Source organism: Flavobacteriales bacterium, from assembly GCA_016700415.1.
Classification (GTDB): Bacteria; Bacteroidota; Bacteroidia; order Flavobacteriales_F; family PHOS-HE28; genus PHOS-HE28.
The window spans coordinates 2,264,401-2,290,584 of record CP065018.1 but is presented as its reverse complement, the minus strand read 5'-3'; the positions used below and the strand labels follow the sequence as shown (position 1 = coordinate 2,290,584).

At 60.3% G+C, this 26,184-nt stretch carries 27 protein-coding genes; 26 read left to right on the top strand and 1 reads right to left on the bottom strand.

What is annotated here, in order from left to right:
* Window positions 1-9: 9 nt before the first annotated feature.
* The 26 genes from IPP95_09565 to IPP95_09440 are packed head-to-tail and all read left to right on the top strand — an operon-like array spanning window position 10 to window position 25,078.
* Window positions 10-897 (top strand): lipid A biosynthesis acyltransferase, encoded by an 888-nt coding sequence (locus IPP95_09565; protein ID QQS74242.1) that lies wholly within the window; start codon window positions 10-12, stop codon window positions 895-897.
* Window positions 894-1,826, top strand: coding sequence for a dialkylresorcinol condensing enzyme DarA (locus tag IPP95_09560; protein ID QQS71437.1), 933 nt, complete (start codon window positions 894-896; stop codon window positions 1,824-1,826). Before IPP95_09565 ends, IPP95_09560 begins: the two co-directional genes overlap by 4 nt.
* The gene (locus IPP95_09555; protein ID QQS71436.1) at window positions 1,819-2,955 is read left to right on the top strand and encodes a beta-ketoacyl-ACP synthase III; all 1,137 of its coding nucleotides are present in this window, start codon (window positions 1,819-1,821) and stop codon (window positions 2,953-2,955) included. Before IPP95_09560 ends, IPP95_09555 begins: the two co-directional genes overlap by 8 nt.
* Window positions 2,956-3,396: a hypothetical protein gene (locus IPP95_09550; GenBank protein QQS71435.1), complete on the top strand. Its 441-nt coding sequence runs from the start codon at window positions 2,956-2,958 to the stop codon at window positions 3,394-3,396.
* Complete coding sequence (locus IPP95_09545; protein QQS71434.1) at window positions 3,396-3,845, top strand: ABC transporter permease; 450 nt, start codon at window positions 3,396-3,398, stop codon at window positions 3,843-3,845. The genes IPP95_09550 and IPP95_09545 overlap by 1 nt, the downstream gene beginning before the upstream one ends.
* Entirely contained in the window at window positions 3,842-4,249 is a 408-nt protein-coding gene (locus tag IPP95_09540) for a hypothetical protein (GenBank protein ID QQS71433.1), read from the top strand. Before IPP95_09545 ends, IPP95_09540 begins: the two co-directional genes overlap by 4 nt.
* Window positions 4,246-5,241, top strand: coding sequence for a BtrH N-terminal domain-containing protein (locus IPP95_09535; GenBank protein QQS71432.1), 996 nt, complete (start codon window positions 4,246-4,248; stop codon window positions 5,239-5,241). The genes IPP95_09540 and IPP95_09535 overlap by 4 nt, the downstream gene beginning before the upstream one ends.
* Before the next feature lie 5 nt (window positions 5,242-5,246).
* Window positions 5,247-5,978, top strand: a complete 732-nt coding sequence (locus IPP95_09530; GenBank protein QQS74241.1) for an ABC transporter ATP-binding protein — start codon at window positions 5,247-5,249, stop codon at window positions 5,976-5,978.
* Complete coding sequence (locus tag IPP95_09525) at window positions 5,971-7,233, top strand: ABC transporter permease (protein QQS71431.1); 1,263 nt, start codon at window positions 5,971-5,973, stop codon at window positions 7,231-7,233. Before IPP95_09530 ends, IPP95_09525 begins: the two co-directional genes overlap by 8 nt.
* Window positions 7,211-7,660 carry an acyl-CoA thioesterase gene (locus IPP95_09520; protein QQS71430.1) on the top strand — a complete coding sequence of 150 codons (450 nt, stop codon included), beginning with the start codon at window positions 7,211-7,213 and terminating at the stop codon, window positions 7,658-7,660. Before IPP95_09525 ends, IPP95_09520 begins: the two co-directional genes overlap by 23 nt.
* Window positions 7,653-8,801 carry a beta-ketoacyl synthase gene (locus IPP95_09515; protein QQS71429.1) on the top strand — a complete coding sequence of 383 codons (1,149 nt, stop codon included), beginning with the start codon at window positions 7,653-7,655 and terminating at the stop codon, window positions 8,799-8,801. The genes IPP95_09520 and IPP95_09515 overlap by 8 nt, the downstream gene beginning before the upstream one ends.
* A complete protein-coding gene (locus IPP95_09510; GenBank protein QQS71428.1) occupies window positions 8,798-9,418 on the top strand; it encodes a 3-oxoacyl-ACP synthase in 621 nt (206 codons plus the stop codon). Before IPP95_09515 ends, IPP95_09510 begins: the two co-directional genes overlap by 4 nt.
* Window positions 9,415-9,672, top strand: coding sequence for an acyl carrier protein (locus IPP95_09505; GenBank protein QQS71427.1), 258 nt, complete (start codon window positions 9,415-9,417; stop codon window positions 9,670-9,672). Before IPP95_09510 ends, IPP95_09505 begins: the two co-directional genes overlap by 4 nt.
* An 18-nt stretch (window positions 9,673-9,690) precedes the next feature.
* Entirely contained in the window at window positions 9,691-10,890 is a 1,200-nt protein-coding gene (locus IPP95_09500) for a beta-ketoacyl-[acyl-carrier-protein] synthase family protein (protein QQS71426.1), read from the top strand.
* On the top strand, window positions 10,890-11,957 hold the full coding sequence (locus tag IPP95_09495) for a beta-ketoacyl synthase chain length factor (GenBank protein QQS71425.1): 1,068 nt from the start codon (window positions 10,890-10,892) through the stop codon (window positions 11,955-11,957). Before IPP95_09500 ends, IPP95_09495 begins: the two co-directional genes overlap by 1 nt.
* A gap of 4 nt (window positions 11,958-11,961) precedes the next feature.
* On the top strand, window positions 11,962-12,726 hold the full coding sequence (locus tag IPP95_09490; protein ID QQS71424.1) for a polysaccharide deacetylase family protein: 765 nt from the start codon (window positions 11,962-11,964) through the stop codon (window positions 12,724-12,726).
* Entirely contained in the window at window positions 12,723-13,352 is a 630-nt protein-coding gene (locus tag IPP95_09485; protein ID QQS71423.1) for an outer membrane lipoprotein carrier protein LolA, read from the top strand. The genes IPP95_09490 and IPP95_09485 overlap by 4 nt, the downstream gene beginning before the upstream one ends.
* The gene (locus IPP95_09480; protein QQS71422.1) at window positions 13,333-13,953 is read left to right on the top strand and encodes a hypothetical protein; all 621 of its coding nucleotides are present in this window, start codon (window positions 13,333-13,335) and stop codon (window positions 13,951-13,953) included. The genes IPP95_09485 and IPP95_09480 overlap by 20 nt, the downstream gene beginning before the upstream one ends.
* Window positions 13,954-13,961: 8 nt before the next feature.
* Entirely contained in the window at window positions 13,962-14,327 is a 366-nt protein-coding gene (locus tag IPP95_09475; protein QQS71421.1) for a 3-hydroxyacyl-ACP dehydratase, read from the top strand.
* A gap of 16 nt (window positions 14,328-14,343) precedes the next feature.
* Window positions 14,344-14,841 carry a hypothetical protein gene (locus tag IPP95_09470; GenBank protein QQS71420.1) on the top strand — a complete coding sequence of 166 codons (498 nt, stop codon included), beginning with the start codon at window positions 14,344-14,346 and terminating at the stop codon, window positions 14,839-14,841.
* A gap of 58 nt (window positions 14,842-14,899) precedes the next feature.
* Window positions 14,900-16,096, top strand: coding sequence for a DUF2062 domain-containing protein (locus IPP95_09465; GenBank protein QQS74240.1), 1,197 nt, complete (start codon window positions 14,900-14,902; stop codon window positions 16,094-16,096).
* The gene (locus IPP95_09460; protein ID QQS71419.1) at window positions 16,086-19,694 is read left to right on the top strand and encodes a 1-acyl-sn-glycerol-3-phosphate acyltransferase; all 3,609 of its coding nucleotides are present in this window, start codon (window positions 16,086-16,088) and stop codon (window positions 19,692-19,694) included. The genes IPP95_09465 and IPP95_09460 overlap by 11 nt, the downstream gene beginning before the upstream one ends.
* Complete coding sequence (locus IPP95_09455; GenBank protein QQS71418.1) at window positions 19,691-21,229, top strand: NAD(P)/FAD-dependent oxidoreductase; 1,539 nt, start codon at window positions 19,691-19,693, stop codon at window positions 21,227-21,229. Before IPP95_09460 ends, IPP95_09455 begins: the two co-directional genes overlap by 4 nt.
* A gap of 9 nt (window positions 21,230-21,238) precedes the next feature.
* On the top strand, window positions 21,239-22,117 hold the full coding sequence (locus tag IPP95_09450) for a cupin-like domain-containing protein (protein ID QQS71417.1): 879 nt from the start codon (window positions 21,239-21,241) through the stop codon (window positions 22,115-22,117).
* A 4-nt stretch (window positions 22,118-22,121) separates the two neighbouring features.
* Window positions 22,122-23,798, top strand: a complete 1,677-nt coding sequence (locus tag IPP95_09445; GenBank protein ID QQS71416.1) for an acyl-CoA--6-aminopenicillanic acid acyl-transferase — start codon at window positions 22,122-22,124, stop codon at window positions 23,796-23,798.
* The gene (locus tag IPP95_09440) at window positions 23,795-25,078 is read left to right on the top strand and encodes an AMP-binding protein (protein QQS71415.1); all 1,284 of its coding nucleotides are present in this window, start codon (window positions 23,795-23,797) and stop codon (window positions 25,076-25,078) included. The genes IPP95_09445 and IPP95_09440 overlap by 4 nt, the downstream gene beginning before the upstream one ends.
* A gap of 34 nt (window positions 25,079-25,112) precedes the next feature.
* Here IPP95_09440 and pdxA read toward each other — a convergent pair whose 3' ends face one another.
* Window positions 25,113-26,183, bottom strand: coding sequence for a 4-hydroxythreonine-4-phosphate dehydrogenase PdxA (gene pdxA, locus IPP95_09435; protein ID QQS71414.1), 1,071 nt, complete (start codon window positions 26,181-26,183; stop codon window positions 25,113-25,115).
* Window position 26,184 lies beyond the last annotated feature (1 nt).

Sequence of the window (26,184 nt, the reverse complement as noted above, 5' to 3'; positions counted from 1 at the left end):
ACGCCCAAGATGGCCGAGGAGTGGCAAGGCCGATCCAAGGGAACGGTGACCGGTCATCGGATCTTCGTGTGGCTGATGCACACCTTCGGCATTAATTCGGCATACGGCCTGCTTGTCTTTGTCGCCTTCTACTACTGCCTCTTCTCCCCGGCAAGCACCCGCAGCACCTACCGATATTTCAGGCATGGGCTTGGCCGCTCGGCGGTACATAGTGCCACCTCGGTCTATTGGAGCTACTTCACGTTCGGCCAGTCCATCATCGACAAGGTCGCCATCTCCTCCGGGATGCAGGACCGCTTCACGTTCCACATGGATGGCGTGGAGCGGATCCTGGAACTTTTGAAGAAAGGGCAGGGCGGCATCCTGATCAGCGCCCACATTGGCAACTTCGAGATCGCGGAGCACTTTCTGGGGAACCTTACGGAACAGCCGGTGATCAACCTGCTCACCAACGACCGTGAGCGTTCGGAGATCAAGGAATACCTTGAAAAAGTCACCAAAAAGTCCAATGTGAAATTCATTCTCTACCGGGAGGACATGGGCCATGTGTTCGAGATGAGCCAGGCCTTGGCGGCCAACGAGCTGATCTGCATCACTGGCGACCGATATTCCGCAGGCATGAAGTACTTGGAGGCACCTTTCCTGGGCCGTAAAGCGCGGTTCCCGGCAGGGCCCTTCATGCTCGGCTCACGCATCCGTCCCGAGGTCTTGTTCGTCCATGTGATGAAGGAGCCGAAGGGGCACTATCACCTCTATGCGCGCCAGGCCGACGTGGTGCGCGGTGATGCGATGGACCTGCTGGGAAAGTATGTGAAAGACCTCGAAGGCATGGTGCGTAAGTATCCCCTGCAGTGGTTCAATTATTTTGACTTTTGGGGGCAAGGCACAGAGGCATGAAGAAAGTGTTGGTATTGCATTACTCCCAATCGGGCCAGCTCACGGAGATCCTCGACCGGGTCTGCGGAACATTGGTCGGTGAGGGCGTTGTGCTGTTCCACTACCGCATCCGGCCGGAACCCGCATTCCCGTTCCCCTGGGCCGCGAAGGAGTTCTTCGACACCTTCCCGGAAACCCATTTACAGGAGCCCTGTGCGCTGGATCTCGGTGACGATGCACTGCTTCACCAACGATATGACCTCATCATTCTCGGCTACCAGGTCTGGTTCCTCACACCGGCCATCCCGGTGAACTCCTTCCTGATGCACCCCGTGGCCAAGGAGCTGTTCCGGGAGACGCCGGTGGTGACCTTGGTGGCCTGCCGCAACATGTGGTTGATGGCCCAGGAAAAGCTGAAAGCCCGGTTGGAGGCGGTGAAGGCCGTGCATGTCGGGCACATTGCACTGGTGGACCGGCACATCAACCACATCAGTGTGATCACCATCGCGCATTGGATGTTCAGTGGGAAGAAGAGCCGCTACTTGGGCATATTCCCCAAACCGGGCGTGGATGAAAAGGACATTGAGGATTCGGCACGCTTCGGCACACCGATCCGGCGGGCGCTGCTGGGGCCGTCGTTCCAAGGGCTGCAGAACGAGCTGCTGGCCTTGGGGGCGGTGCGGATCCGCGCCGTGCTGATGGTGATCGACAAGCGCGGCAACGCCATTTTCTCCAAGTGGGCGCCCTTCATCAAGGCGCGCGGGCCGAAGGGTTCCCGTGCCCGTTCCGCATGGGTGCCCGTGTTCAGGTGCTATCTTAACGCCGCCATTTGGCTGTTGTCACCGGTGGCCATGGTGGTGTTCGTGCTGCTTTGGCCCTTTACCGCAGGACGGTTGAAAAGAGACAAGGCATATTACTCAACGGTCCGACCGTTCGCTCCCCATGAATGACGTCTTCATCAATCGTATCTCGAAGTTCCTGCCCAATGAACCGGTGAACAACGAGGAGATGGAATCCCGGCTGGGCATCCTGAACGGGAAGGCCTCGCGGGTGCGCCGCCTGGTCCTGCGGCAGAACCGGATCCAGACCCGTTACTACGCCATCGACGCCGAGCGGAACATCACGCACAACAATGCGCAGATCACCAAGGAGGCCGTGGAAAGGCTGATCGGTGATGATGCGGAACTGCACGCCAAGGTGGACCTGCTCTCCTGCGGCACCTCCAGCCCGGACCAGATCATGCCTTCGCACGCCGCCATGGTGCATGGCCTGTTGAAGGACCATGACATGGAGATCAACTCCGCCTCCGGTGCCTGTTGCGCCGGCATGAACGCATTGCGTTATGGCTACCTTGCCGTGCGCGCCGGGGAAGCGAAGAACGCCGTGTGTACCGGTAGTGAGCGCACTTCGGCCTGGATGCGCTCGGAGGTGTTCGACCTGGAGGTGGACGCGCAATTGAAATTGGAGAAGGAGCCCATCCTCGCCTTCAGCAAGGAATTCCTGCGGTGGATGCTCTCCGACGGTGCCGGCGCGTTCCTGTTGCAGGACCATCCCGAAGGACCGTCCCCCATCCGGATCGATTGGATCGAAGGCCATTCCTACGCATTTGAACTGGAGACCTGCATGTATGCCGGAGCCGAAAAGCGGGCGGACGGCAACTTGGAACCATGGAGCGAGGTTCCGGCACGCCAATGGGCGGAGCAGTCGGTCTTCGCCATGAAGCAGGACGTGCGCCTGCTCGCGGAGAACATTTTGATCAAAGGCGTGGAGAGCATGGGGATCTCCCTGAAGCGACATGGGGTCTCCGTGGACGACATCGACCACTTCCTGCCGCACATCTCATCCTACTATTTCGAGGAGGGCCTGTATGCGCGGATGAAGGAGCAAGGCTTGGAGATACCCAAGGAGAAGTGGTTCCTGAACCTTCACGCCGTGGGCAATGTGGGTGCGGCATCTATTTACCTGATGGTGGAGGAGCTGCAGGCCTCAGGCCGCTTGAAGAAGGGCGACCGTATCCTGATGAGCGTGCCGGAAAGCGCCCGCTTCTCATACTTCTACGCGCATTTGACGGTCTGCTGAATGAACCTGTTGCAGGCACCCATTACGGACCCCGCCTTCATCCAAGGGCTCATCCCGCAGCGCGCACCGTTCGTCATGGTGGACCGGCTCACATCATTCTCCGAGCAGGAGGTTTGTGCTGGGCTGGAGGTGCGGGAGGAGAACCTGTTGACGCAGGGCGGGGCATTCACGGCTGCGGGGCTTATTGAGCACATGGCGCAGACCATCGCGTTGCATACCGGCTACGACTTCCACTTGAAGCAATTGCCCACGCCCACCGGATATATAGGTGCCATCAAGGACGTGGTGATCCACGGTCTGCCACCCGTGGGTGCCCTGCTCAGCACCACCGCACGGCTTTCCATGCAGTTCATGCAGGTCACCCTGGTGGAGACCGAAGTGCGCGTGGACGACAAGGTGATCGCCGCCTGTACCATGAAAACCGTGATCGCCGAGCCGTGATGGTCATTCCGGAGGAGTTCGATATCAGGAAGTTCCTGCCGCACCGGGCACCGATGCTCATGGTGGACGAGCTTGTCACCCTCGATGTGCGTTCCGCCAGTTGCCGGTTCCATGTCACCGACAGCTGCCTCTTCGTGAAGGACGGTGAATTGAGCGGAGCGGGCCTGATCGAGCATGCGGCGCAAACCAGCACAGCCGTCGTGGGCCGGCGTTTTTTTCCGGAGGCCAAGGCCGGGGTGCCGGTACTGGGCTTCATCAGCGCGGTGAAGAACATCGAGATCGGCACCTTGCCGCGGGCTCGTCAGACGATCATCACACGTACCACGTTGGTGACGCACGTGCCCAACGGACCGGTGAGCCTCTGTGTGATGGAGGTGGAGTCGACCGTTGATGGTCGCACCGTGCTCAGCTGCAGCATGAACTTTGTGATCGAGCAGCGCGAGCCATGAAAAAGTCGGAGGTGCCCCAGGACGAGAGCGATCTGGCCAACGCCGGCTTCCGCGAGCTGTGCTATGCCACCGACGAGCAGGGCAACTACGTCACGGAGAACAGCACTGGCTGGGAGGTCAAGGCCGCCGCGCTCTCCAATGCCGTGGAGCGCATCCACCAGCGGACGGAGGAGGCGCGCCAACGGATGCAGGAAGGAAAGGCAAGCCCCATCGCGTACTACATGGAACTGAACCGGATGGACCTGCCGGTGCTGGCGGCCCATGTGGGCTTGTGGCGGTGGAGGGTGAAGCGGCATTTCGACCCGAAGCGGTTCGGCCGGTTGAGGGATCCGCTGCTGCGCAAGTATGCCGATGCCTTCAACATCACCGTGCAGCAATTGAAACATCCCGCCGACGCCGCATGAGCGAGCAGTTCCCACACAAGCAATCTGCGCACTGTGAGAACGGTGTCATCTCCGGCCTGCTCCGTTACCAGGGCGCGGCGGTGAGCGAGCCGATGGTCTTCGGGATCGGCTCCGGGCTGCTCTTCTGCCATATCCCTTTCCTGATGGTGGACCAAGCGCCCGCCTTCACCTACCGCTCCATGCCCGGCCAGATCTTCCGCACCTTCACCAAGCGGACGGGCATCCGGATGGAGCAGCGGAAATTCAGGGACACCAAGGAGGCACAGCGTGCGCTGGACACCAGCTTGGACCAAGGCCGGCCCGTGGGCCTGCAGGTGGGCGTGTACAACCTGCCCTACTTCCCGCCGGAATACCGCTTCCACTTCAACGCGCACAACCTGATCGTGTACGGAAAGCGTGGCGACCGCTACCTCATCAGCGACCCGGTGATGGAGGTGGTGACCGAGCTGAGCGAGGCCGAGCTGGAGAAGGTGCGTTTCGCAAAAGGGGCCTTCGCGCCCAAGGGCCAGATGTACTTTCCCGTGTCCGTGCCGGAAGAGGTGGACTGGAAAACGGCCATCCGAAAAGGTATGTCAAGGACCGCCCAGACCATGCTCGCACCGGTGCCCGTGGTGGGCTATCGGGGCATTCACTACACGGCGAACCTCATCCGCAAGTGGCCCGGTAAAGTCGGCAACAAAAAGGCCAATCATTACCTCGGCCAGATCGTGCGGATGCAGGAGGAGATCGGCACCGGCGGCGGTGGCTTCCGCTACATCTTCGCTGCCTTCCTGCAGGAAGCATCCAAGCTCGCCGACCATCCGGAATGGATGCCGATGAGCCATCGCATGACCGCCATCGGCGATCAATGGCGTGACTTCGCATTAGCTGCATCGCGCATCTACAGGGACCGCAACGCTCCAGCCGGTTCCTACAACGAAGTGGCCGCCATGCTGGACGCGCTGGCGGAGCAGGAAAAACTGTTCTTTCAGGACCTGAAGAAAACGGTGTGAACCAGCTGATCTCCACCCAAGCGCTGAACAAGCGGTACACCGGGGCCGAGCAGGCCGCGCTCCAGGACCTGGACCTGCACGTGGGTGCCGGAGAGTTCTTCGGACTGCTGGGGCCCAACGGTGCCGGAAAGACCACGTTGATCTCCATCCTCACCGGTTTGTTGCAACCCACTTCCGGGACGTATTCGATCCTCGGGACCGGCCAGAGCTCCGGCACGCGCGCGCTGCACGGCAAGGTGGGCATCGTCCCGCAGGAGATCGCCCTCTATCCGAGCCTCACGGCCACGGAGAACCTGAAGTTCTTCGCCAAGATGAACGGCGTGGAGGGCGATGCGCTGAACAACGACCTGCCGGAATTGTTGGACCGCATGGGCCTTGGTGCCCACGCCAAGAAAAAAGTCAGCATGCTTTCCGGCGGGATGAAGCGCATGGTGAACCTGATCGCCGGGGTCCTCCATCGGCCCTCCCTGCTCTTTCTCGATGAGCCCACCGTGGGTGTGGACGTGGATTCGCGCACGCGCATCGTAGCGTTGCTCAGGGACCTGAACGCGGAAGGCATGACGATCTTCTACACCTCCCACCTGATGGAGGAGGCCGAACAGCTCTGCACCCGGGTGGCCATCTTGAACCGGGGGCGCATGGTGTGCCAAGGCAGCCCTGCGGAACTGATCCGGGCGCGGCCACAGGCCACCACATTGGAACACGTGTACTTACAGGCCGTCCGGGAGCATGCGTGAGTTCCGGGCATCATTGGTGAAGGAGGTCCTGGTGCTGCGCCGGGACGTGGGCGCGTTGATCATCCTCTTCGTCATGCCCTTGCTGCTGGTGGTCTGCATCAGCATGGTGCAGCACGGCACCTTCAAGTCCATGACCGAGGCGCAGGTGGACGCGGTGCTCGTGGACCGGGACCATGGGCGGGTAGCGCAGCACCTGCGCGAAGCATTGACCGGGTCCGGACGGTTCAACATCCGCGTGATCGGCGATATGGATTCCGCAAAAGCCACCGTGCTCGCCGGTAAGGCACAACTGGCCATCCTGCTCCCGGAACGCCTCTCGAAGCATACGCACGGCCTGGTGAGCGCGCAGGTACACAAGCTGATGGTACGGATGGACCTGGTGCAGGACACGTTGCCCGAACCCCTGCCCGGCAGCGCCGATCCCGTGGTATTGTTCTTCGATCCGGCCACGCAGCCCTCCTTCCGCGCCGCAGTGAAAATGGGCCTTCAACAAGTGATGCTGCGGGTGGAGACGGAGGAGCTGATCACCACCTTGGAGGAAGAGATGGACGTGAAGCCGGACGCGGAGACGGTGGAGATGAACGGCTTTATCCCGCTGGAGGAACAGGCTGTAAAACAGGACATCGGGCCGGAGCCGGACTCCACCCAGCACAATGTGCCGGCGTGGACGGTCTTTGCCATTTTCTTCCTCATCGTGCCGCTCTCGATCGGCTTAGTGAAGGAAAAGGTGCAGCGGACGTTCATCCGGCTCAAGGCTTCCGGAACATCCGCCTCCGTGTTCATGCTGAGCAAGGTGGTGGTGTACTTGGGCGTGGCCCTGCTCCAGTTCACGTCCATCCTGCTCTTGGGCGTTTTCCTTTTTCCTTATCTGGGCCTGCCCGGATTGGCCGTGGCCGGACACCTGCCGCTGCTCTATCTCACGGCGCTGATGATCGGTCTGGCCGCGATCGGGCTGGGGGCGCTGATCGGCGCGGTGTCCACGAGCCACGAACAGGCAGCGCCCTTTGGGGCCACGCTCGTCGTGATCCTTTCCGCCATCGGCGGCATCTGGGTGCCGGTGTTCGCCATGCCGCCCGTGATGCAGAAGCTGTCCCTGTTCTCACCGCTCAATTGGGGACTGTCCGCATTCCATGAGGTCCTGCTGCGCCACGGCACGCTCACCGACCTTTTGCCCTGGTTCTCGGCTTTGTTGCTGTTCTTTGCAGTGACGGCGGCCATCGCCGTCCACCAATATGCGAAGAAGAGCGTCCAGTGAGCCGCGCACGGCCATCACCCACAGCACCACCGTGCGTGTGCGATTTGACGAGTGCGATCCCTTGGGCATCGTGTGGCACGGCAACTACATCCGTTACTTCGAGGATGGACGTGAGGCCTTCGGCCGGGAGCACGGGATATCCTACCTCAGCCAGCAGGAGCAGGGCTATGCCTCGCCGATCGTCCGCATGGAGTGCGACCACCAGCTGCCCTTGAAGTACGGTGACGTGGCGACGATCAATGTGTGGTTCTGCGATTCCCCGGCCGCCAAGATGATCTTTGAATACGAGGTCATGGACCCTCAGGGAAAGGTGGCCTGCACGGGCCGGTCCGTGCAGGTCTTCGTGTTCACCGGCGGGGATCTGGCCCTCACCGCGCCTGAGAAATTCCTGGAATGGAAGCGTAAGATGGGCCTGCTGAATGGTTGATGTCCGCCTTTCCTTCTCCAACACGATCAATGCGTTGGGAGCGGATGTCCGCTCGGTGTTCCAAGCGCTGAGCGAGGGACGCACCGGCCTTCAGCAAATGGACGGATGGCAGCGGCTCCGGATGCCCTTGTGCTTTTCGCGGATCGAGGATGATCTGTTGCAGGACTGCTTTCAGGCTGCCGAAGGTGGACCCGGCAAGACCCGTTTGGAACAGCTGATGATCGCCTCGTTGCACGATGTGGTCCAGCGTTCCGGCGTGAAGTTGGACGCGCGCACGGGCCTGATCATCGCCACCACCAAGGGCAATATCGACGCGTTGGCCAAAGCCTCGCAATTCCCCGCTGAAAGGGCCGAACTCGCGGAATTAGGCAAGCAGGTGGCATCGCATTTCGGCATCCCGAACACGCCCGTGATCCTCTCCAACGCCTGCGTCTCCGGCTTGCTCGCGTTAGTCGTTGCGCGGCGCTTCATCGAGAACGGGACTTACGATCACGTGCTGGTCACTACCGGCGACCTGCTGAGCGAATTCGTGCTCTCCGGCTTCAACGCCTTCCAGGCCCTCAGTGCCGAACCGTGCCGACCGTACTGCGTCCGGCGCGGTGGCATCAACCTCGGTGAAGCGGTGGCCTCCGCGTTGGTCACCCGCGATGCCTCCTTCTTTTCGGAGGACAATGTGCGCATCGTAGGCTCCGGATCTTGCAACGATGCGAACCATATCTCCGGGCCGTCACGCACCGGTGAAGGGCTCTTTCGCAGCATCAGCCTCGCGATGCAAGAGGCCGACGTCACACCGGACGACCTCCAGCTGATCTCGGCCCATGGCACCGCCACGGTCTTCAACGATGAGATGGAATCCATCGCCTTCAAGCGGAGCGGCCTTTCGCACGTGCCCTTGCACAGCCTGAAGGGCTACTTCGGCCATTGCCTCGGCGCGGCCGGCCTCTTGGAAACATTGATCGCCGCACAATGCCTGTACCAGGGCCGCACCATTGCTTCGGCCGGTTTCGCGGAGCTGGGCGTGTCGCAACCGTTGAACGTGATCATCAGGTCCGGTGATGCCGACATGCGCCGCTTCATCAAGACCGCCTCCGGCTTCGGCGGATGCAACACGGCCGTGGTATTTGAACGAGCCGAAGCATGACGGACGGACACGGCATACGGAGCTGGTGCAGCATCAGCCAAGGGCGCGTGATGCTGAACGGGGAATTGCTCCATCAAGCTTCGGCACCGGACTTCCGGGAGGTGATGCGAAGCACCTACAAAGCCCTGGGGATCGATCACGCCAAGTTCCACAAGATGGATCCCTTGAGCAAGTTGGCCTTCCTGACAGCGGAGGTTCTCCTAGGCGAGGCGAAGCGTGCCGGCAACTTCAGCCGGGAGACCGCACTGGTGTTCGCGAACCGCAGCTCCTGCATCGACAGCGACCGCAAGCACCAGCTAAGCTTGGACGATCCGGGGAATGAATGGCCCAGCCCGGCGGTGTTCGTGTATACCTTGCCGAACATCTGCTTAGGGGAGATCAGCATCCGCCACCAGCTCTACACCGAAAGTTGTTTCTTTATCGCCGAGGAATTCGACCCGGCGACCATGAACCGATATGCCGACCCACTTTTGCAAAGCGGCATCGCTGAGCAGGTGCTCTGCGCATGGGTGGAAAAGAATGACGATCATTACACATCCTTCGCATACCTGCTGGACCGGGCGGATCCCGGAACGGCCCGCGACGCGATACTACTGAAGACACAAAAGGAACAATGAGCGAACTGAAACAGGAACTGAAGAAGAAGATCATCACCCAGCTGAACCTGGAGGATGTGGCCATCGAGGATTTTGAGGACAGCACCCCGCTTTTCGGCGAAGGCGTAGGTCTGGATTCCATCGACGCGCTGGAACTGATCGTGATGATGGACAAGGATTACGGCATCCGCCTCACCGATCCCAAGGAAGGCCGGAAAGTCTTTGAATCGGTGGACGTGATGGCGGCCTACATTGAGGAGCATCGCACCAAGTAGGTCTTTCAGCGCGGGGCGATGACCAAGGGCGTGGCGGTCACTGGGATGGGGATCATCTCCGCCATCGGCGCGGACGTGCCCGGGAATCTCGCCGCGTTGCGGGAAGGTCGATCGGGGATCGGACCCATCACCCGGTTGCCAACGCACTTGGCGGGGACGGTTCAAGTGGGCGGGATCGCGCTGAGCGATGAGGACCTGGCCGACCTGCTGGGCCACCCTTCCGAGGGGCCGCACACACGTACCTCATTGCTGGGAAGCGTGGCCGCGGAGGAAGCACTGCGCCAAGCCGGCCTGATGAGCGTCGATCGCCAGAACCTCGGTTTGATCACGGCCACCACGGTGGGGGGCATGGATGTCACGGAGAAGTACTTCTACGAGTACCTCACATCGGATGAGCATCTGGCCTCGATCGACACGCTGCATGCCGGACACACCGGGCAGATGATCGCGGACCATCTCGGTATCGCCAACGGCTTCGTCACCACCATCAGTACCGCCTGCTCCTCGGCCTCCAACGCCATCATGCTGGGCGCGCGGATGATCAAGGCCGGCATGATGGACCGCGTGCTCGTGGGCGGCGTGGACTGCCTCTCGAAGTTCACGCTCAACGGCTTCAACACCTTGATGATCCTCTCCGCCTCACGGAACAGGCCCTTCAGCGAGGACCGTGATGGATTGAACCTTGGCGAGGCCGCTGCATACTTGGTCCTGGAATCGGATGCGAGCGTGAAAGCCCGCAATGCAACGCCGATCGCCTATGTGGCGGGATACAGCAACGCCAACGACGCCCACCACCAGACCGCATCCTCGGAGAACGGCGACGGTGCCACCGCCGCCATGTTGGGGGCCTTGCGCACCGCGGGCCTTTCCCCTTCGGACATCGACCACATCAACGCGCACGGCACTGCCACGCCCAACAACGACCTCAGTGAAGGCCGCGCTTTCAAGCGCGTGTTCGGGGAACGCGTGCCGCCGTTCACCAGCACCAAACCCTACACCGGGCACACCTTGGCCGCGGCCGGGGCGGTGGAAGCGGTCTTCTCCATTTTGGCCATGCAGCAGCAGGTAGTGTTCCCCACGCTGAACTTCACGGGCGGCATGAGCGAGTTCGACCTCCGGCCGATCACGAAGTTGACCGACATGCCGTTGACCAGCGTGCTCAGCAATTCATTGGGCTTCGGCGGCAACTGTTCCTCCTTGATCCTTGTGAAAGCCTGATGGCGAAGCCGGTCTACATCAACGGCATGGGCACGGTGACGGCGCAGGGCACGCACGACCCCGAACGCCTCTTTGGCGGACCCGTGCTGTACGATGCGGATGCATGGCACGCCATCGCCCCGGACTACAGCAAGATCATTCCGGGCTCCGAGGCGCGCCGCCTTTCCACCGGCATGAAGATGAGCATCGCGGCCACGAAGGCGGCCATGGAACAGGCCGGCGTGGAGCGGGTGGACGCCGTGATCACCGGCACCGGCATGGGATGCATCCGGGATTCGGAGAAATTCCTGCGCGCCATCCTGGACAATGACGAGCAGTTCCTCACGCCCACGCCCTTCATCCAATCCACGCACAACTCCGTGGCTGGCCATTTGGCGCGCATGCTTGCGTGCACCGGTTACAACTTCACCTATGTACACGGCAGCAACTCCTTTGCCTCCTCGGTCATCGATGGCAGGATGCAACTGCGCAACGGTGATGCGGAGGTCGTGCTCATCGGCGGAGTTGACGAACTGGGCGATCACTCCACCGAGCTGCACCGCAGGAACGGGCACATCAAAGGGAAGTCCGTGCCTTCCGCTGGATTGTTGGTCTCCACCACCAGCGGCGCGCTCTTCGGCGAAGGGGCCGGCTTCTTCGTGCTGGGTACCGTAAAGGGGCCCGCGACGCATGCCGAACTGCTTGCGGTGAAGGCTTGGCACAAGACCGGTGCGGAAGGCATCGAACAGCATGTGCTGGATTTTTTGAGGGAAAACGGACTGAGTCCGGGGGATGTGGACGCCGTGGTGCTGGGCCGCAATGGGGATGGCGATCATGACGGCTACTACAACAAACTGGACCAAGGGCTTTTCAAACAGCACACGCAGCTCGCGTACAAGCATCGTACGGGCGAGTTCCATACCGTACCGACCTTCGCCATGTACTTGGCGGCAAGGGTGTTGGAACGTGGTGCCGTACCACCGGCCTATCTGCTGAAGAACCCGCCAAGCGGCACGATCAGGACCATCCTGCAATACGACCAATACCGCAGCGTGGACCATAACCTCACCTTGCTGCGGAAATGTTGAGCCGATGAAGCATCGCTACGTGATCCTCTCGGTCGCGGTGCTGGCCATCGCGTTCTTCCTGCTGAAAGCGCCATGGTGGGCGTGGGCCTTACTGGTCGCGGTATGGCTGGTGGTGGCCGTGGCAGGTTCTTCCCTTCTCCGCTGGCAATACCATCTTCCCGTGCTTTTCCGTTCGCCACGGGAGCATGATGACCGGGTGGCGATCACCTTCGATGACGGTCCGGACCCGGTGATCACGCCGCAGGTGCTGAAGCTCCTTGCGGACCATGGTGCCAAGGCCACTTTTTTCTGCATCGGCAAGCGGGCGCAGGCGCATCCCGGCATCGTGAAGGACATCATCGGCCAAGGCCACACCGTGGGCAACCACGGCTTTTCCCACAGCAACACCTTCGGCTTCAAGTCCACCGGGGCGGTGATCAAAGAGCTGCAGGACAGCGAACGGACGGTGCAGGAACTGACAGGGCTGAGGATGCGGCTCTTCCGCCCCCCGTTCGGCGTGACGAACCCGCCGATCGCAAGGGCTGTGGCGGCACAAGATCTGGTGTGCGTGGGCTGGAGCATCCGCTCGTTGGACACCACGCGGCGCAGTGCCGACCAAGTGTGGAAGCGGGTCGTACGCCGCTTGAAAGGGGGTGAAGTGGTCCTGTTGCACGATACGGGTGAAAAGTGTGTGGAGGTCTTGGAACGATTGTTGAGTTTTATGCGCGCCAACGACTTGTCCGGCGTACCCGTGGACCAGTTGTTGGGCATCAAACCCTACCGAGGATGAGGAACGTTCTGATCACCCTGCTGACCTGCTGCTTTGTACAGGCTGCTTTCGCGCAGGGCGCACCCATGTCGAAAGCCCAAGGGGAGCAGTTCGAGCAGGAACTTCTGAAGAGCACTGCGAACACACGGACGCTGCAAAGTGATTTCACGCAGTACAAGCACATGGACCTGCTGACGAAGGACATCGTGTCTTCCGGCACCATGTCCTTCCGCAGCCCGAACACCGTGAAGTGGGCCTACACCAAGCCCTACGACTACAGCATCATCTTCAAGGACGGCATGATGAAGGTGAACGACGGCGGCCGGAAGAGCGAGATGGACATCGGCAGCCACAAGCTGCTGGCGCAGGTCAGCGATATGATGACGAAAAGCGTGCGCGGCGACCTGTTCAAGGATCCCGCGTTCAACGTCAGCCTTTTTTCCGGGCCGAAATATGACGTGGTGGTGCTGAAGCCGAAGGACAAGGAATTGGCCGGATACGTCAAACAACTGGAGCTCAACTTCGGGAAAGAGGACCGGAAGATCGTGGAGCTGAAGATCATCGAGCCCGGCGACGACCATACGCGCATCGTCATCAGCAACCTCAAGACAAATCCCGCTTTGGACGATGCGGTTTTTGCTCATTAGTCTTCTCGTTCCGCTGCTGCTGCAGGCCTGTTCACCCGCCACCACCAAGGGGATGACGGAGCAGCGTTCGGCCGTTGCCACCGTAAACAACCCGTACTTCAGCCGCACCGATGTGGACTACCTGTACAAGATGAACATCCAGTTCGGGGATCGTAATTTCGGGGGCTTGTTGGTGGTGAAGAAACTCGATGACCAACGGCACCGTGTGGTGCTGATGGGGGAGATGGGGAACAAGTTCCTTGACCTCACCATGGGCCAAGGCAGGACGGTGAAGAACTTCGCCATACCGGAGTTGGACAAGCGCCCGCTGATCCACGTGCTGGGCACGGACCTGGCGATGATGGTACACGAGAATGTGCCCGTGCGTGGGGAGTTTGAAGCTGATGGGACCGCGGTTTTTCTTTCGCGGCAGGGCGAAGGGCGCCAATACCTTTTCTTTGCACGACCGACCGGCGAACTGCAACGCGTCGTGCGGAGGGGATACGGCAAGGAGCGCGTGGAGCTGAAGTTCACCCCCGGCGCGGAAGGATCCGCATCGCACATCACCATCACCCACCTGACCCGGCCACTGACCATCGACCTGGACAGGATCAACAATTGAAGCCACGCATGCTGATCAAAGGACTTTACACCGTGACCCGGACCGTACAGGAAGGCGACCGGATCACCGCGTCCGTGCATCTGGACGAGCACCACGCCGTTTTCAAAGGGCACTTTCCCGATCAGCCGGTGATGCCCGGCGTGTGCACGTTGCAGATCGTACAGGAACTGCTGGAAGAACACTTGGGGCGATCGCTCCGGCTCAGCAGCGCATCGAACATCAAGTTCATGGCCTTGATCGATCCCAGGATACACCCGGACCTGGACTTCGACCTGACGAAGACCGCCACGGAACAAGGGGTGAAAGTGTCGGCCAAGGTCCACTTCAAGGATACGCTGGCCGTGAAGCTGAGCGCGGAATTCCAAAGTGTTTGACATCAATAGCACTACCATGAGGACCGCTTGGTTGATCGCACTTCTGTTCCCCGTGATGGTGCTGGCGCAGGACCTCGCGGCCGAACGGGAGCTCTATCCCTTGGCCCATAAGGACGAGCAGACAGCCGCGGAATTACTGAAGCTGACGGCCGATGCGGATACCGCAGTACCCACGCAAACAGCCTACCGCGGTGCTGCGCTGATGATAGCCGCCCAATTTGCCAGCGGGATCAGCGGCAAATTGAAGCTTTTCAATGAGGGCAAGGACCTGATGGCCAAGGCCGCCGAAGCCGCCCCGGAGAGCGTGGAGGTCCGTTTCCTTCGGATGACCGTCCAAGAGAACGCCCCCGGCTTTCTGTTGTACAAGGGTGACCTTCAACAGGACAAGGATTTTATCCTCGGACATTTTTCGGCCGAGAAGGATGCCGGATTGAAAAAGATGATCCGGACCCATGCCCGCACTTCCTCGGTGTACTCGGACGAGGAGAAGGCGAAGCTGCTGCCGGTTCGATAGTCACCGCCTATTTTCGCAAGCTATCATGGAAGTTCCGATCCGCACGGCTTCCCCGTCCATGTCCTTGCCCGAGCACATCGCCACCTTCAAGCAACTGGGTTGTTGCGTGCTGATGCCCACGTACAACAACGCGGGCACCTTGCGCAAGGTGATCCAGGGTGTGCTGGACTACTGCGATGACGTGATCGTGGTGAACGACGGTTCCACGGACGGCACGGCGGAGATCCTGAAAGACTTTCCCCAGGTCCGGCAGCTGCATTTTCCAGAGAACCAAGGCAAGGGCGCAGCATTGCGCGCCGGTTTCAAGGAGGCGCGGGAACATGGGTTCAGGTATGCCATCACCATCGACAGCGACGGCCAGCATTATCCCGAGGACCTTCCCATCTTCTTGGAGGAGCTGAAGCAGCACATTTCACCGGAGGGCCTTCTGTTGATCGGGGCGCGGAACATGGGCCAGACAAGTGTGCCGCGCAAAAGCAGCTTCGGCAACCGCTTCAGTAATTTCTGGTACTGGGTGGAAACGGGCATCAAGCTGAAGGACACCCAGAGCGGATTCCGGGCCTATCCACTGGGACCAATGGAGCGGATCCCGTTCTGGAGCGCCCGCTTCGAATTCGAGATCGAGGTGATCGTGCGTGCCGCTTGGGACGGGGTGACGGTGCGGAACATTCCGGTCAGGGTGAAATACGATATCGACGAACGGGTGTCGCACTTCAGGCCAGGAGCGGATTTCGGACGCATCAGCGTGATGAACACCTTGCTGGTGCTGATGATGATCTTCTACATCAAACCCCGCGATATCTATGCCTACTTCGCGCAGAAGGGGTGGAAACGCTCCCTGCGTGAACAGCTGATCGGACCTCAGGACAGCGATGCGAAGAAGGCGCTTTCCTTAGGCATCGGTGTGTTCATAGGGATCAGCCCGTTGTGGGGACTGCAGACCCTCATCGCTGTCGGTGCCGCTGTGATGTTCAAGCTCAACCGCGCTTTGGCTTTCGCGGGGTCCAACGTCAGCATCCCACCCATGATACCGGTCGTCATCTTGGGCAGCATCGGCGTTGGCGAGGCCCTGCTCGGCGGTGAGGAGATCTCGATGGCCATTGACCTGGACCACATCGACTTCGACCACTTGAACCTCCTGCCGAAGCTGAAGGTCTATGTGGTCGGCAGCATCGCTTTGGCCACGATCTGCGGAGTGCTGGCCGGCCTTATCACATACGGCCTATTGCGCCTCTTCAAATGGCGTGCGGCCTGAAGAAATGGTGAACGCTTGGTACACGGTCCATAAAGCGCTGGCGAAGCGTCCTTGGTGGAGCCTTGCCCTGCTCGTGCTTCTGTTCGCGGGCATGACCTACGTAACCGTCCACCTCCCGTTGGAAGAGGATATCACCAAGCTCATTCCGGTCAAGGAAGGGGAGCAGAACCTGCAGCGCGTGCTGCGGACGGTGCGTTTCACGGACAAGATCGTGGTGAATGTCGCCTTGCAAGAGAACGGGGAAGAGGGCGACCTCATCACCTACGCGGACCGTTTTCTGGACAGCCTGCACGCTCGTTGTGAACCCTTTGTAGAGGCCGTGCAAGGCCAGGTGGGCTCAGACGACATGGCCCGCACCATGGCCTACGTGCAGGACAACCTGCCCCAATTCCTGGACGACGCGGATTATCAAAAGCTCGCAGGGGTGATCCGCCATGATTCACTTGAGGCGATCAACGAACGCAACTTCAGGACGCTCATCTCTCCTTCGGGGCTGATCGCCAAGGACATCATCCGCCAGGACCCCTTCGGCCTGACCTTCGACGGGTTGAGCAAGCTCAAAGAAATGGGTGTTGGCGATGCGCTCACCCTGCACGACGGCTATCTGCTGAGCAAGGACCATCGGAACCTGCTGCTCTTCATCACACCGAAGATCAGCTCGGACAAGACGGCGGAAAACGATGTGTTCGTCAACACACTGTATGCCATCAACTCCGGCCTGAACAACGCCTACCAAGGGAAGGCTTCGGCGGAATACTTCGGCTCGGTGCTCATCGCCGTGGCCAATGCCGAACGCATCAAGGCCGATGTGCGCAATTCCATGATCATCGCGGTGGTGCTGCTGCTCGCGCTGTTGCTCTTCTTCTTCAGGCGAACCTCGGTCAGCATCATTCTGTTCGTACCCTCGTTGTTCGGCGGCCTCTTGGGCATTTGTGTGCTCTATTTCCTGCGGGACGGCGTTTCTGCTATTTCGCTCGGAATCGGCTCCGTGGTCCTTGGCTGCACGCTGGACTATTCGCTCCATATTCTTACCCATCTGCGCGAGCGCGGCTCGGTACAGGACGTCTATCGCGAAGTGGCCAGCCCGATCCTTGTCAGCAGCCTCACCACGGCATGCGCGTTCCTCTGCCTGATCTTCCTCCGGTCGCAGGCGCTGCAGGATCTTGGTGTCTTCTGCGCCATGGCCGTACTTGCGGCGGCGGTCTTCGCCCTCGTATTCATTCCGCTGGCGTACCGGCCGGGCAAAAAAGAGATCGCCAAGGAAACCCTGCTCGACCGCATTGCCGCCTTCCCCTACCACAGTAGCCGCTGGTCCCTGGGTGGATTGGCGGTCCTGCTGATCATCAGTTGCTTCACCTATTCCAAGGTGCATTTCGACAACGACCTCTCGAAGATGAATTACATGCCCGCGGACCAGCAGCGGGCAGAGGATGATCTGGACAGCATCTCCGACCTGGCCACGCAGTCCATCCACGTGGTGGCCTTCGCCCCGCACCTCCAGGAGGCCTTGCAGGTGAACGATAAGGTGTTCAAGGACCTGCAGGAACTGCAGGACAAAAAGCTGATCAAGGGCTTCAGTTCCATCGCCACCGTGCTGCATTCAAACCAAGAGCGGGCACGGCGCACGGAACGTTGGAACAGCTTCTGGACCACGTCGCGCAAGGATACCGTGGAGCATGGATTGATCGCATCGGGGAATGCCGTCGGGCTGAAACCCGCCACCTACCAGCCCTTCTTCGACCGCTTGGACCATGCCGCCGTGGACAGCGTGAGCAACCCCATGGCCACCATCGGGGCGTTGGACCCGGCGGATTTCATTTCGGGGCAGGACGGGTTCTGGACCGTCGCCAGCATTGTGCGTGTGGAGCGCGACGGGATGGCCGCCGTGCGAGCGCGGTTCGCGGGCATGCCCCATGTGCTCACGCTGGACAGGCAGCACACCATGGAGAGCTTTCTGAAGGACCTGAAGACGGACTTCAACAAACTGGTGCTGTACTCCTTCTTCGTGGTGGTGCTGATCCTGTTCGCGTACTTCCGCAGCGGCACCCTCGTCCTCGTGACCGCATTGCCCATCGTGCTCACGTGGCTGATCACCATCGGCTTCATGGGGCTGGTCGGGATGCACCTGAACATCTTCAACATCATGATCTGCACATTCATCTTCGGGATGGGCATTGACTACAGCATCTTCATCACGCGGGGGCTATTGCTTCAGCTAAGCACGGGCATCGATCATGTCCGCACCCACAAAACATCCATCGTGCTATCGGTCATCACCACCCTCTTGGGTGTGGGGGTGCTGGTGTTCGCGAAACACCCCGCGTTGTACTCCATTTCCATCGTGGCCATCATCGGCATCGTCGCCGCCATGCTGGTGTCCTTCACCGTCCAGCCCTGGTTGTTCAGGCTCTTTGTGGGCGGTCCGGAGCGCAGGCCGGTCAGACTTCGGATGTTGCTGCATTCGATGTTGTCGTTCACCTACTTCGGCTTGGGCGGCCTGGTCCTTTCCTTATGCGTCAGCTTCCTGCTGCCGATCATCCCGGTCAGCAAGAAGGTGAAAATGGCTTGGTTCCACCGCAGCATCTCGGCATTCAAAAAGTCGGTGCTCTACAGCAATCCTTTCGTGCGGAAGCAGGTGTTGAACCCCCAAGGGGAAACCTTTGAGCGCCCCGCCATCATGGTCGCCAACCACACGTCCTTCTTGGACATTCTGGCCATGGGCATGTTGCATCCCAAGGTCATTTTCCTGGTGAACGACTGGGTGCATGACTCGCCCATCTTCGGCAAAGTGGTGCAGTTGGCCGGTGGATATCCGGTGTCGCGAGGCATTGAGAACGGCCTGGAGCACCTGCGGGAAAAGATGCGGCAGGGTTACTCGCTCATGGTGTTCCCGGAAGGGACCCGTTCCAGGAACTTGGGCTTGCGCCGCTTCCACAAGGGCGCGTTCTATCTCGCGCACCAGTTCAAGATGGACATCGTGCCCGTGCTGATCCACGGAAATTCCGAGGTGCTGCCAAAGGGCACCTTTGTGATCCGCGACGGGCGCATCGACATCAGCATCCTGCCCCGCATCGCACACGGATCACCTGAATTCGGCACGGACGCCCGGGACACCACCAAGCGGATCTCCGTCGCGTTCAAGAAGGAGTTCCTCAAACTGCGCAGAAGCACGGAAGGACCGACGTACTTCCATAAAGAAGTACTGGATGAATATCGCTACAGGGCCCCGGCGCGCTTCAGGGCGTTGAAGCGTCTGCTGAAAAAGCAGGCCGAAGCCTATCACGAACTGATGGTGAAGATCCCCTTGGACGCAACGGTGCTCCACCTTTCCCGGAGGGGTGGGCACCTCGACCTGTGCTTAGCCTTGGACGGACCCAACAGGAAGCTGCGTACATTCATCGGCCACGAAGGCGACCGCGCCGTCGTAATGAACGGAGTGATCGACCATACACATGACCATATCGCGGTGCTGATGAGCAAAGAGGAAGCCATGCTACAGGAGGCGGACATCGCGCTGGTGGAAGAGGGGGTATTGACACCGGACGAGCTGGCTTCACTGCAAGCACGCTTCCCGGACAACTTGTTTTTGCACGCATGAGGAAGCGGTACGACCACGTGGTGGTGGGCAGTGGCATGGGCGGCTTGGCCACGGCGATCACCTTGGCCAAGGAGGGACATTCCGTATGCGTGCTGGAGAAGAACAATCAGTTCGGCGGAAACCTGCAGACCTTCGTGCGAAGCCGGACCATTTTTGACACCGGCGTACACTATCTCGGCGGGCTGGCACCGGGCCATAACCTGCACCGGTACTTCAAGTACTTGGGCATCATGGACCAATTGGAGGTCCGTCAGCTGGCCATGGACGGCTTCGACGTCTTCTCCTTCGATGGGGATGATCGGCGATACCGGCACGCGCAGGGCATAGAACGTTTTGCGGCGGTGCTGAAAGAGCAATTCCCCAAGGAAGAGCAGGCCATAGATGCCTACTGCTCGAAACTGCGGGAGTTTTGCGCCAAGTTCCCGATGTATGAACTCAAACCCGGCGCGCCCTATACTGACGAATCCGGGCTACTTACACTCGGCGCACGCGAATACATCGATTCGTTGACGGAGGACAAGGTCCTGCGCGCCGTGCTGGGGGGCAGCAACCTGCTTTATGCCGGGGACCATGACCGCTCCCCTTTTTACGTGCATGCTCTTTCGGTCTACTCATACATACAAAGTGCCTATCGCGTCGTGCGTGGCGGAAGTCAGATCACCAAGCTCCTCGTGCGTGAACTGCGCAAGCACGGCGGAGAGATCCTCAAGCATCACGAGGTGGAGCGGTTCGAGTTCGAAGGCGACCGGATCAAGGGCGCGCGCTGCCGCAACGGGGTCCTGGTGGAAGGGGATAACTTCATTTCCAACCTCGACCCCAAGCGCACCATTGCGATGGCCGGCACGGAGCGCTTCAGAAAGTCCTACGTGAAGCGGGTGAACAGCATCGAGCCCACCATCGGTGCCTTCTGCCTCTACATCGTGCTGAAGCCCCGTTCGCTCCCGTACATGGACCATAACATCTATCACTTCCGCACCTTGGACGATGTGTGGAAGGGGCAGGATTACCGCGAGGATGATTGGCCGCGCGGGTTCATGATCTCCATGGGGGAAAAGCCCGTGAAGGACGAATGGGCCGAGAACATGACGGTGATGACCTACATGAAATTCGAGGCCACGGCCCCATGGGCGGACAGCGTCAATACCGTGATCGACGTGAACGACCGCGGCCAGAGCTATGAGGAGTTCAAGGCGGAACATACCGAACGGTTGCTGAACGAAGTGTGCAAGCGGGTCCCTGCCTTGCGAGGCTGCATCGCCGAGGTATACGCATCCACTCCGTTGTCCTATCGCGATTACATCCATTGCGACAGCGGGGGCATGTACGGCTACGTGAAGGACGTGAACGCTCCGCTCCGCTCCTTCATCTCCTCGCGGACCAAGGTGCCCAACCTGTATATCACCGGGCAATGCACCAATATGCACGGCATCCTGGGCGTTACCATTTCCGCGATGCTCACGTGCTCGGACATACTGGGGAAAGGCACCATCTTGGAAAAGGTCCTGCAAGTGCCGGAGTCTTCGCAATCAGCATAAGTGAGCCACATGGACCGGATACAGCTCACCGATGTGCCGCGGGTGAAGACCATCAGCAAGGAGGCCTTTGTGCAAGACTTTTATCGGCCCCAACTCCCAGTGCTGATCGAGAAGCTCACCAGGGATTGGCCCGCGCGTGAAAAGTGGAACTTGGACTACATGCGCTCGATCGCGGGGGACCAAGTGGTGCCCTTGTACAACAACAAGCCGGCCACCGGAAAACAAAGCGTCTATGCGCCGGTGGCGGAGATGCCGCTGGCCGAATACATCGATATCCTGGAGGCCGGGCCCACCGATCTGCGCATATTCTTCTATAACATCCTGGACCGGAAGCCCGAGATGCTGAAGGACTTTGAATACCCGGACATCGGCCTGAAGTTCTTCAAGCGGCTGCCCGCTCTTTTCTTCGGTGGCGGCCGGTCCAAAGTGTTCATGCACTACGACATCGATCTGCCGGACAGCATGCACGTCCATTTCCAAGGCAACAAGAGCGTCACCTTGTTCGGTCCGGACCAGACCAAATACCTCTACCGGGTACCCTTCTCCATCCACAACCTGGAGAGCATCGACATGGACGCCCCGGACTTCGACCGCTTCCCGGCGCTGCGCCATGCACGGGGCCAGCACGCCCAAATGAAACATGGCGATGCGCTCTACATGCCCAGTGGCTATTGGCATTACATCAAGTACTTGGACGCCGGTTTCTCCTTGACCTTGCGGGCGCTCCCACGCAGCCCGGAACGCGCGGCCAACATGCTGTACAACGTCATGGTGATGCGCCATTTCGACAACATCATGCGCAAGATGCAAGGACAGAAGTGGCTGGACAGGAAGAACCGCTGGGCGCAGGAACGCACGGATAAATGGCTGAGGGAGGCACGGCCTTGAAGTGATGCGTAGCAGGGTGAACAGCCTGATCGGAGCCGCTCTACTGGCCACACTGCTAAGTTCCTGTGGTGTGCGAAAGGCGCTGCACCACATGCCGGACCTCAGCGGCTACAACGATAGCATTCCACAAGTGCAGTTGCTGGACAGTGCCGGTGACGTCCGCCGGTGCGGCACGGGCACCTTGCTCCGGAACGACCACGGGCTGTGGGAATTACGGCTGCAAGGCGATCCGCTGGAGCTCGGCCTCTATCAAGGTGCCTTGGAAGGGGACCTGTACCGGCATCAGGAGAACATTTTTTTTGATAAGATCAAGGACCTGGTGCCGAAGCCCGGGAAACAACGCCTGCTGATCAAGTTCTTAGGCTGGTTCAACCGCAACATGTACAAGCATGTCACCAATGAATACCTCGCGGAGATCGAAGGACTTTCACGCTATGACGGGCATACGTACGACCATGTGGCACCGGCCTATATGCGTGCGCTGTACCTGCACGGCGCGCATGACATCGGCCATGCCGTGCAGCAGATGGCCTTGGTGGAATGCAGCTCGTTCGCAGCGTGGGGCGAAAGCAGCTGTGACGGCGAGCTGATCATCGGGCGCAACTTCGATTTTTATGCGGGCGATGCGTTTGCGGAGAACCGCGTCGTGTCCTTCATCGCACCCGCGCTCGGGCACCGCTTCATGTCGGTCTCCTGGCCGGGCTTCATCGGCGTGCTATCGGGCATGAACGACCAGGGGCTCACCGTCACCATGAACTCCGGAAGGTCCAGCGTACCGCTTCAGGCCAAGACGCCCATCAGCATCCTGGCCTTGGAGATCATGCAGTACGCCAGCACCATCGATGAGGCCGTCGCGATCGCGAAGAAGCGCGACGTCTTCGTTTCCGAGTCGCTGATGATCGGCAGCGCCAAGGACGGCCGGGCCGTGGTGATCGAGAAGTCGCCGCGCAAGATGGACGTGTTCCAAGTGCCTGGCGCGGATCACCTCGTCTGCACGAACCACTTCCAGGGAGAGGCTTACGCCAAGGACCGCCGCAACAGGCAGCAGATCGCAGAAAGCCACTCCATGTACCGCTTTGAGCGCTTGGAGGAACTGATCGCCCGAACCCCGTGCATGGACCCGCCGGCAGCAGCGGCCATTCTGCGGGAACGAAAAGGCTTGAAGGATGCGCCCTTGGGCAATGGGAATGAGCTCGCCATCAACCAGCTGATGGCGCATCACTCCATCATCTTCAAGCCGGAAAGCAGACAGGTATGGATCTCCACACCGCCCTATCAGCTCGGTGACTACATCGCTTATGACCTCGACGAAGTGTTCAACGACATGAAGGCGACAGACACTGTGAAGTCTTTCATGATCGACTCGCTGGCCATCCCCGCCGATCCCTTTGAGCATACCAAGGAATTCGCTGATTACGAACAGTTCAGGCTCAAGCGTACCGAATTGGAGAAGGCGCACCATTCAGGCGATGAAATGCCGGACCCGGATGCCATCGTGCCCTTGAACCCCGGATCCTGGGAAGCGCATTACCTCGCCGGTGCGTACCATTATGCCCACCGCGAATACAACAAAGCGGAGGAACAATTGGAACAAGCGCTGAAGCTGCCAATACCGTACACCCACAAGCGGGAGCAGATCGGGAAGCTCCTGCACAAGAGCCGCAAAAAAGCCAAGCATTGAACGCTGAACCGGATACCGCCACACCGCAACAGGTGAAGGATGTGCAAGAGGCAGGCTTGCGTGCGCAGATCGCGCATGTGGCAGCGCATTCGCCATTCTACAAAAGCCTGTTCAAGCTGCACGGTATCGATCCCACATCGATCCGTTCATTGGAAGATCTGCGCCGGATCCCCTGCACGGACAAGGACCAGTTGCGTGACCACAACATGGACTTCCTGTGCGTGCCCCGCGAGCAGGTGGCCGACTTCGTCGCCACGTCCGGCACCACCGGCGAGCCTGTCGTCATCGCCTTGAGCGATGGTGACCTGGACCGCTTGGCGCGGAACGAGGCGCTCTCCTTCGCCTGTGCCGGTGTGCAACCCGGTGATGTGATCCAGCTCATGGCCACCATGGACCGCCGCTTCATGGCGGGCTTGGCGTACTTCCTCGGTGCCCGGAAGTTGGGTGCCGGCATCATCCGCACCGGTGCGGGATCGCCGCAATTGCAGTGGTCCTCCATCGAACGCCTGCGCCCGGACCACTTGGTCGCCGTGCCTTCCTTCCTCTTGAAGATGCTCCAGTACGCAGCGGAGAACGGCATCGATCCGAAGTCCACTTCCGTACGGTCCATCATCTGCATCGGTGAGCCGGTGCGCGATCGCCAACTGGCTCCCAATGCCCTGGCCAGAAGGATCCAGGATGCATGGCCGATCGCCTTGCACGGCACCTACGCCTCCACCGAAATGGCCACGGCTTTCACGGAGTGCGGTCAATTCAACGGAGGTCATCATCGCCCGGAGCTGATCATCACTGAGATAGTGGACGAGAATGGTGCGCCCGTGAAACCCGGTGAAGCCGGTGAGCTCGTCGTGACCCCGCTAGGCGTCGAGGCCATGCCACTGATCCGCTTCCGCACCGGCGACATCGTGGAGGCGCATCACGAGGCGTGCGCGTGTGGACGCACCACCATGCGCTTAGGCCCGGTACTGGGGCGCAAACAACACATGGTGAAGTACAAAGGGACCACCCTGTACCCGCCCGTGCTGAACGACCTACTGGCAAGTTTCCTTGAGGTGGAAGCCTCCGTGGTGATCATCGACCGCGATGAGCTGGGCCACGACGAGGTCGTGGTGAACATTCTCTGCGCCCACCGCAGCGATGCCCTGGTGGACAAGCTGAAGGAGCACATCCGGGCCACGTTGCGTGTGGTGCCGCGATTGGAATTCGTGGACCCGCAAATGATGGCAGAATTGCAGGGTGCGGGAAGGAAAAAGGCCACGGTTTTGGACCGGCGGGGGTGAACCCCGAAGACGTTAACTCTGAGTTAGGTCGGGATCATTCGTCCCGCCTTCCCTTCTCCCGTTTCTGCGCCTGCAGCGGGTTCGCCGTCATCGCCTTGTAGGCTTCGCGGTTTCGAAGGATGTCGCAGGCCAACCACACCGCGTGACGGAAGGAACCCTCGTCGGCGATGCCCTTGCCGGCGATGTCGAGGCCTGTTCCATGGTCGGGGCTGGTGCGCACCACCGGCAGGCCGGCGGTGTAGTTCACGCCATGCCCGAAGCTGAGCGCCTTGAACGGTGCCAGCCCTTGATCGTGGTACATCGCCAGCACGCCATCGAAGTGCTTGTAGCTGCCGTTCCCGAAGAAGCCATCGGCGGGGTAGGGGCCCATGGCAATGATGCCTTCCTCGTTGAGTTTCCGGACGGCCGGCAGGATCCGTTCCTTGTCCTCACTACCGAGCGTGCCGCCATCACCTGCATGTGGGTTGAGCCCCAGGATCGCGATCTTGGGACCGGTGATGCCGAAGTCGCGCTCCAGGCTTTGGTGCATCAGGCGCGCTTTCACCATGATCCGTTCCACCGTGATCGATTCCGCGACACTCTTCAACGGGATGTGCCCGGTGACGGTGCCCACGCGCAGGTTCTCGCTCACCAACAGCATCAGCACTTCCGCATCGCCGCCGGCCATGTGCGCGAGGAATTCAGTGTGCCCCGGAAAGCCGAAGCCCGCCATTTCCATGCTGTGCTTGTCGATCGGGGCCGTCACCAGCACGTCCACTTTCCCGGAGCTGAGGTCCTGTGCGGCGGCTTCCAAACTTTGTATCGCGAAGCTGGCCGCCTTGCCGGACGGAACGCCGAGCTCGATGGGTGCTTCTTCCTCCCAGGCATGCACCACGTTCAGCTTCTTGGGAATGGCGTCCTGCGCATCGGCGATCCCGTTGATCTGCATCTGCTCCATGCCACCAAGGGCTTTCCGGTGAAAGCTCACCGCGCGCGCACCGCAGTACAACACGGGGGTCAATTCCAGCAACATCCGCGGGTCCTCAAAAGTCTTCAAAACCACCTCCAGGCCGATGCCGTTGAGGTCGCCGCAACTGATGCCCACACGCACAGGTCCTTCGATCATG

Excerpts from the sequence above, each read along its gene's own strand:
- IPP95_09565 (QQS74242.1), top strand. The coding sequence starts at position 10 with ATGGCCGAGGAGTGGCAAGGCCGATCCAAGGGAACGGTGACCGGTCAT.
- IPP95_09560 (QQS71437.1), top strand. The coding sequence starts at position 894 with ATGAAGAAAGTGTTGGTATTGCATTACTCCCAATCGGGCCAGCTCACG.
- IPP95_09555 (QQS71436.1), top strand. The coding sequence starts at position 1,819 with ATGAATGACGTCTTCATCAATCGTATCTCGAAGTTCCTGCCCAATGAA.
- IPP95_09550 (QQS71435.1), top strand. The coding sequence starts at position 2,956 with ATGAACCTGTTGCAGGCACCCATTACGGACCCCGCCTTCATCCAAGGG.
- IPP95_09545 (QQS71434.1), top strand. The coding sequence starts at position 3,396 with ATGGTCATTCCGGAGGAGTTCGATATCAGGAAGTTCCTGCCGCACCGG.
- IPP95_09540 (QQS71433.1), top strand. The coding sequence starts at position 3,842 with ATGAAAAAGTCGGAGGTGCCCCAGGACGAGAGCGATCTGGCCAACGCC.
- IPP95_09535 (QQS71432.1), top strand. The coding sequence starts at position 4,246 with ATGAGCGAGCAGTTCCCACACAAGCAATCTGCGCACTGTGAGAACGGT.
- IPP95_09525 (QQS71431.1), top strand. The coding sequence starts at position 5,971 with ATGCGTGAGTTCCGGGCATCATTGGTGAAGGAGGTCCTGGTGCTGCGC.
- IPP95_09520 (QQS71430.1), top strand. The coding sequence starts at position 7,211 with ATGCGAAGAAGAGCGTCCAGTGAGCCGCGCACGGCCATCACCCACAGC.
- IPP95_09515 (QQS71429.1), top strand. The coding sequence starts at position 7,653 with ATGGTTGATGTCCGCCTTTCCTTCTCCAACACGATCAATGCGTTGGGA.
- IPP95_09510 (QQS71428.1), top strand. The coding sequence starts at position 8,798 with ATGACGGACGGACACGGCATACGGAGCTGGTGCAGCATCAGCCAAGGG.
- IPP95_09505 (QQS71427.1), top strand. The coding sequence starts at position 9,415 with ATGAGCGAACTGAAACAGGAACTGAAGAAGAAGATCATCACCCAGCTG.
- IPP95_09500 (QQS71426.1), top strand. The coding sequence starts at position 9,691 with ATGACCAAGGGCGTGGCGGTCACTGGGATGGGGATCATCTCCGCCATC.
- IPP95_09495 (QQS71425.1), top strand. The coding sequence starts at position 10,890 with ATGGCGAAGCCGGTCTACATCAACGGCATGGGCACGGTGACGGCGCAG.
- IPP95_09490 (QQS71424.1), top strand. The coding sequence starts at position 11,962 with ATGAAGCATCGCTACGTGATCCTCTCGGTCGCGGTGCTGGCCATCGCG.
- IPP95_09485 (QQS71423.1), top strand. The coding sequence starts at position 12,723 with ATGAGGAACGTTCTGATCACCCTGCTGACCTGCTGCTTTGTACAGGCT.
- IPP95_09480 (QQS71422.1), top strand. The coding sequence starts at position 13,333 with ATGCGGTTTTTGCTCATTAGTCTTCTCGTTCCGCTGCTGCTGCAGGCC.
- IPP95_09475 (QQS71421.1), top strand. The coding sequence starts at position 13,962 with ATGCTGATCAAAGGACTTTACACCGTGACCCGGACCGTACAGGAAGGC.
- IPP95_09470 (QQS71420.1), top strand. The coding sequence starts at position 14,344 with ATGAGGACCGCTTGGTTGATCGCACTTCTGTTCCCCGTGATGGTGCTG.
- IPP95_09465 (QQS74240.1), top strand. The coding sequence starts at position 14,900 with ATGTCCTTGCCCGAGCACATCGCCACCTTCAAGCAACTGGGTTGTTGC.
- IPP95_09455 (QQS71418.1), top strand. The coding sequence starts at position 19,691 with ATGAGGAAGCGGTACGACCACGTGGTGGTGGGCAGTGGCATGGGCGGC.
- IPP95_09450 (QQS71417.1), top strand. The coding sequence starts at position 21,239 with ATGGACCGGATACAGCTCACCGATGTGCCGCGGGTGAAGACCATCAGC.
- IPP95_09445 (QQS71416.1), top strand. The coding sequence starts at position 22,122 with ATGCGTAGCAGGGTGAACAGCCTGATCGGAGCCGCTCTACTGGCCACA.
- pdxA (QQS71414.1), bottom strand. The coding sequence starts at position 26,183 with ATGATCGAAGGACCTGTGCGTGTGGGCATCAGTTGCGGCGACCTCAAC.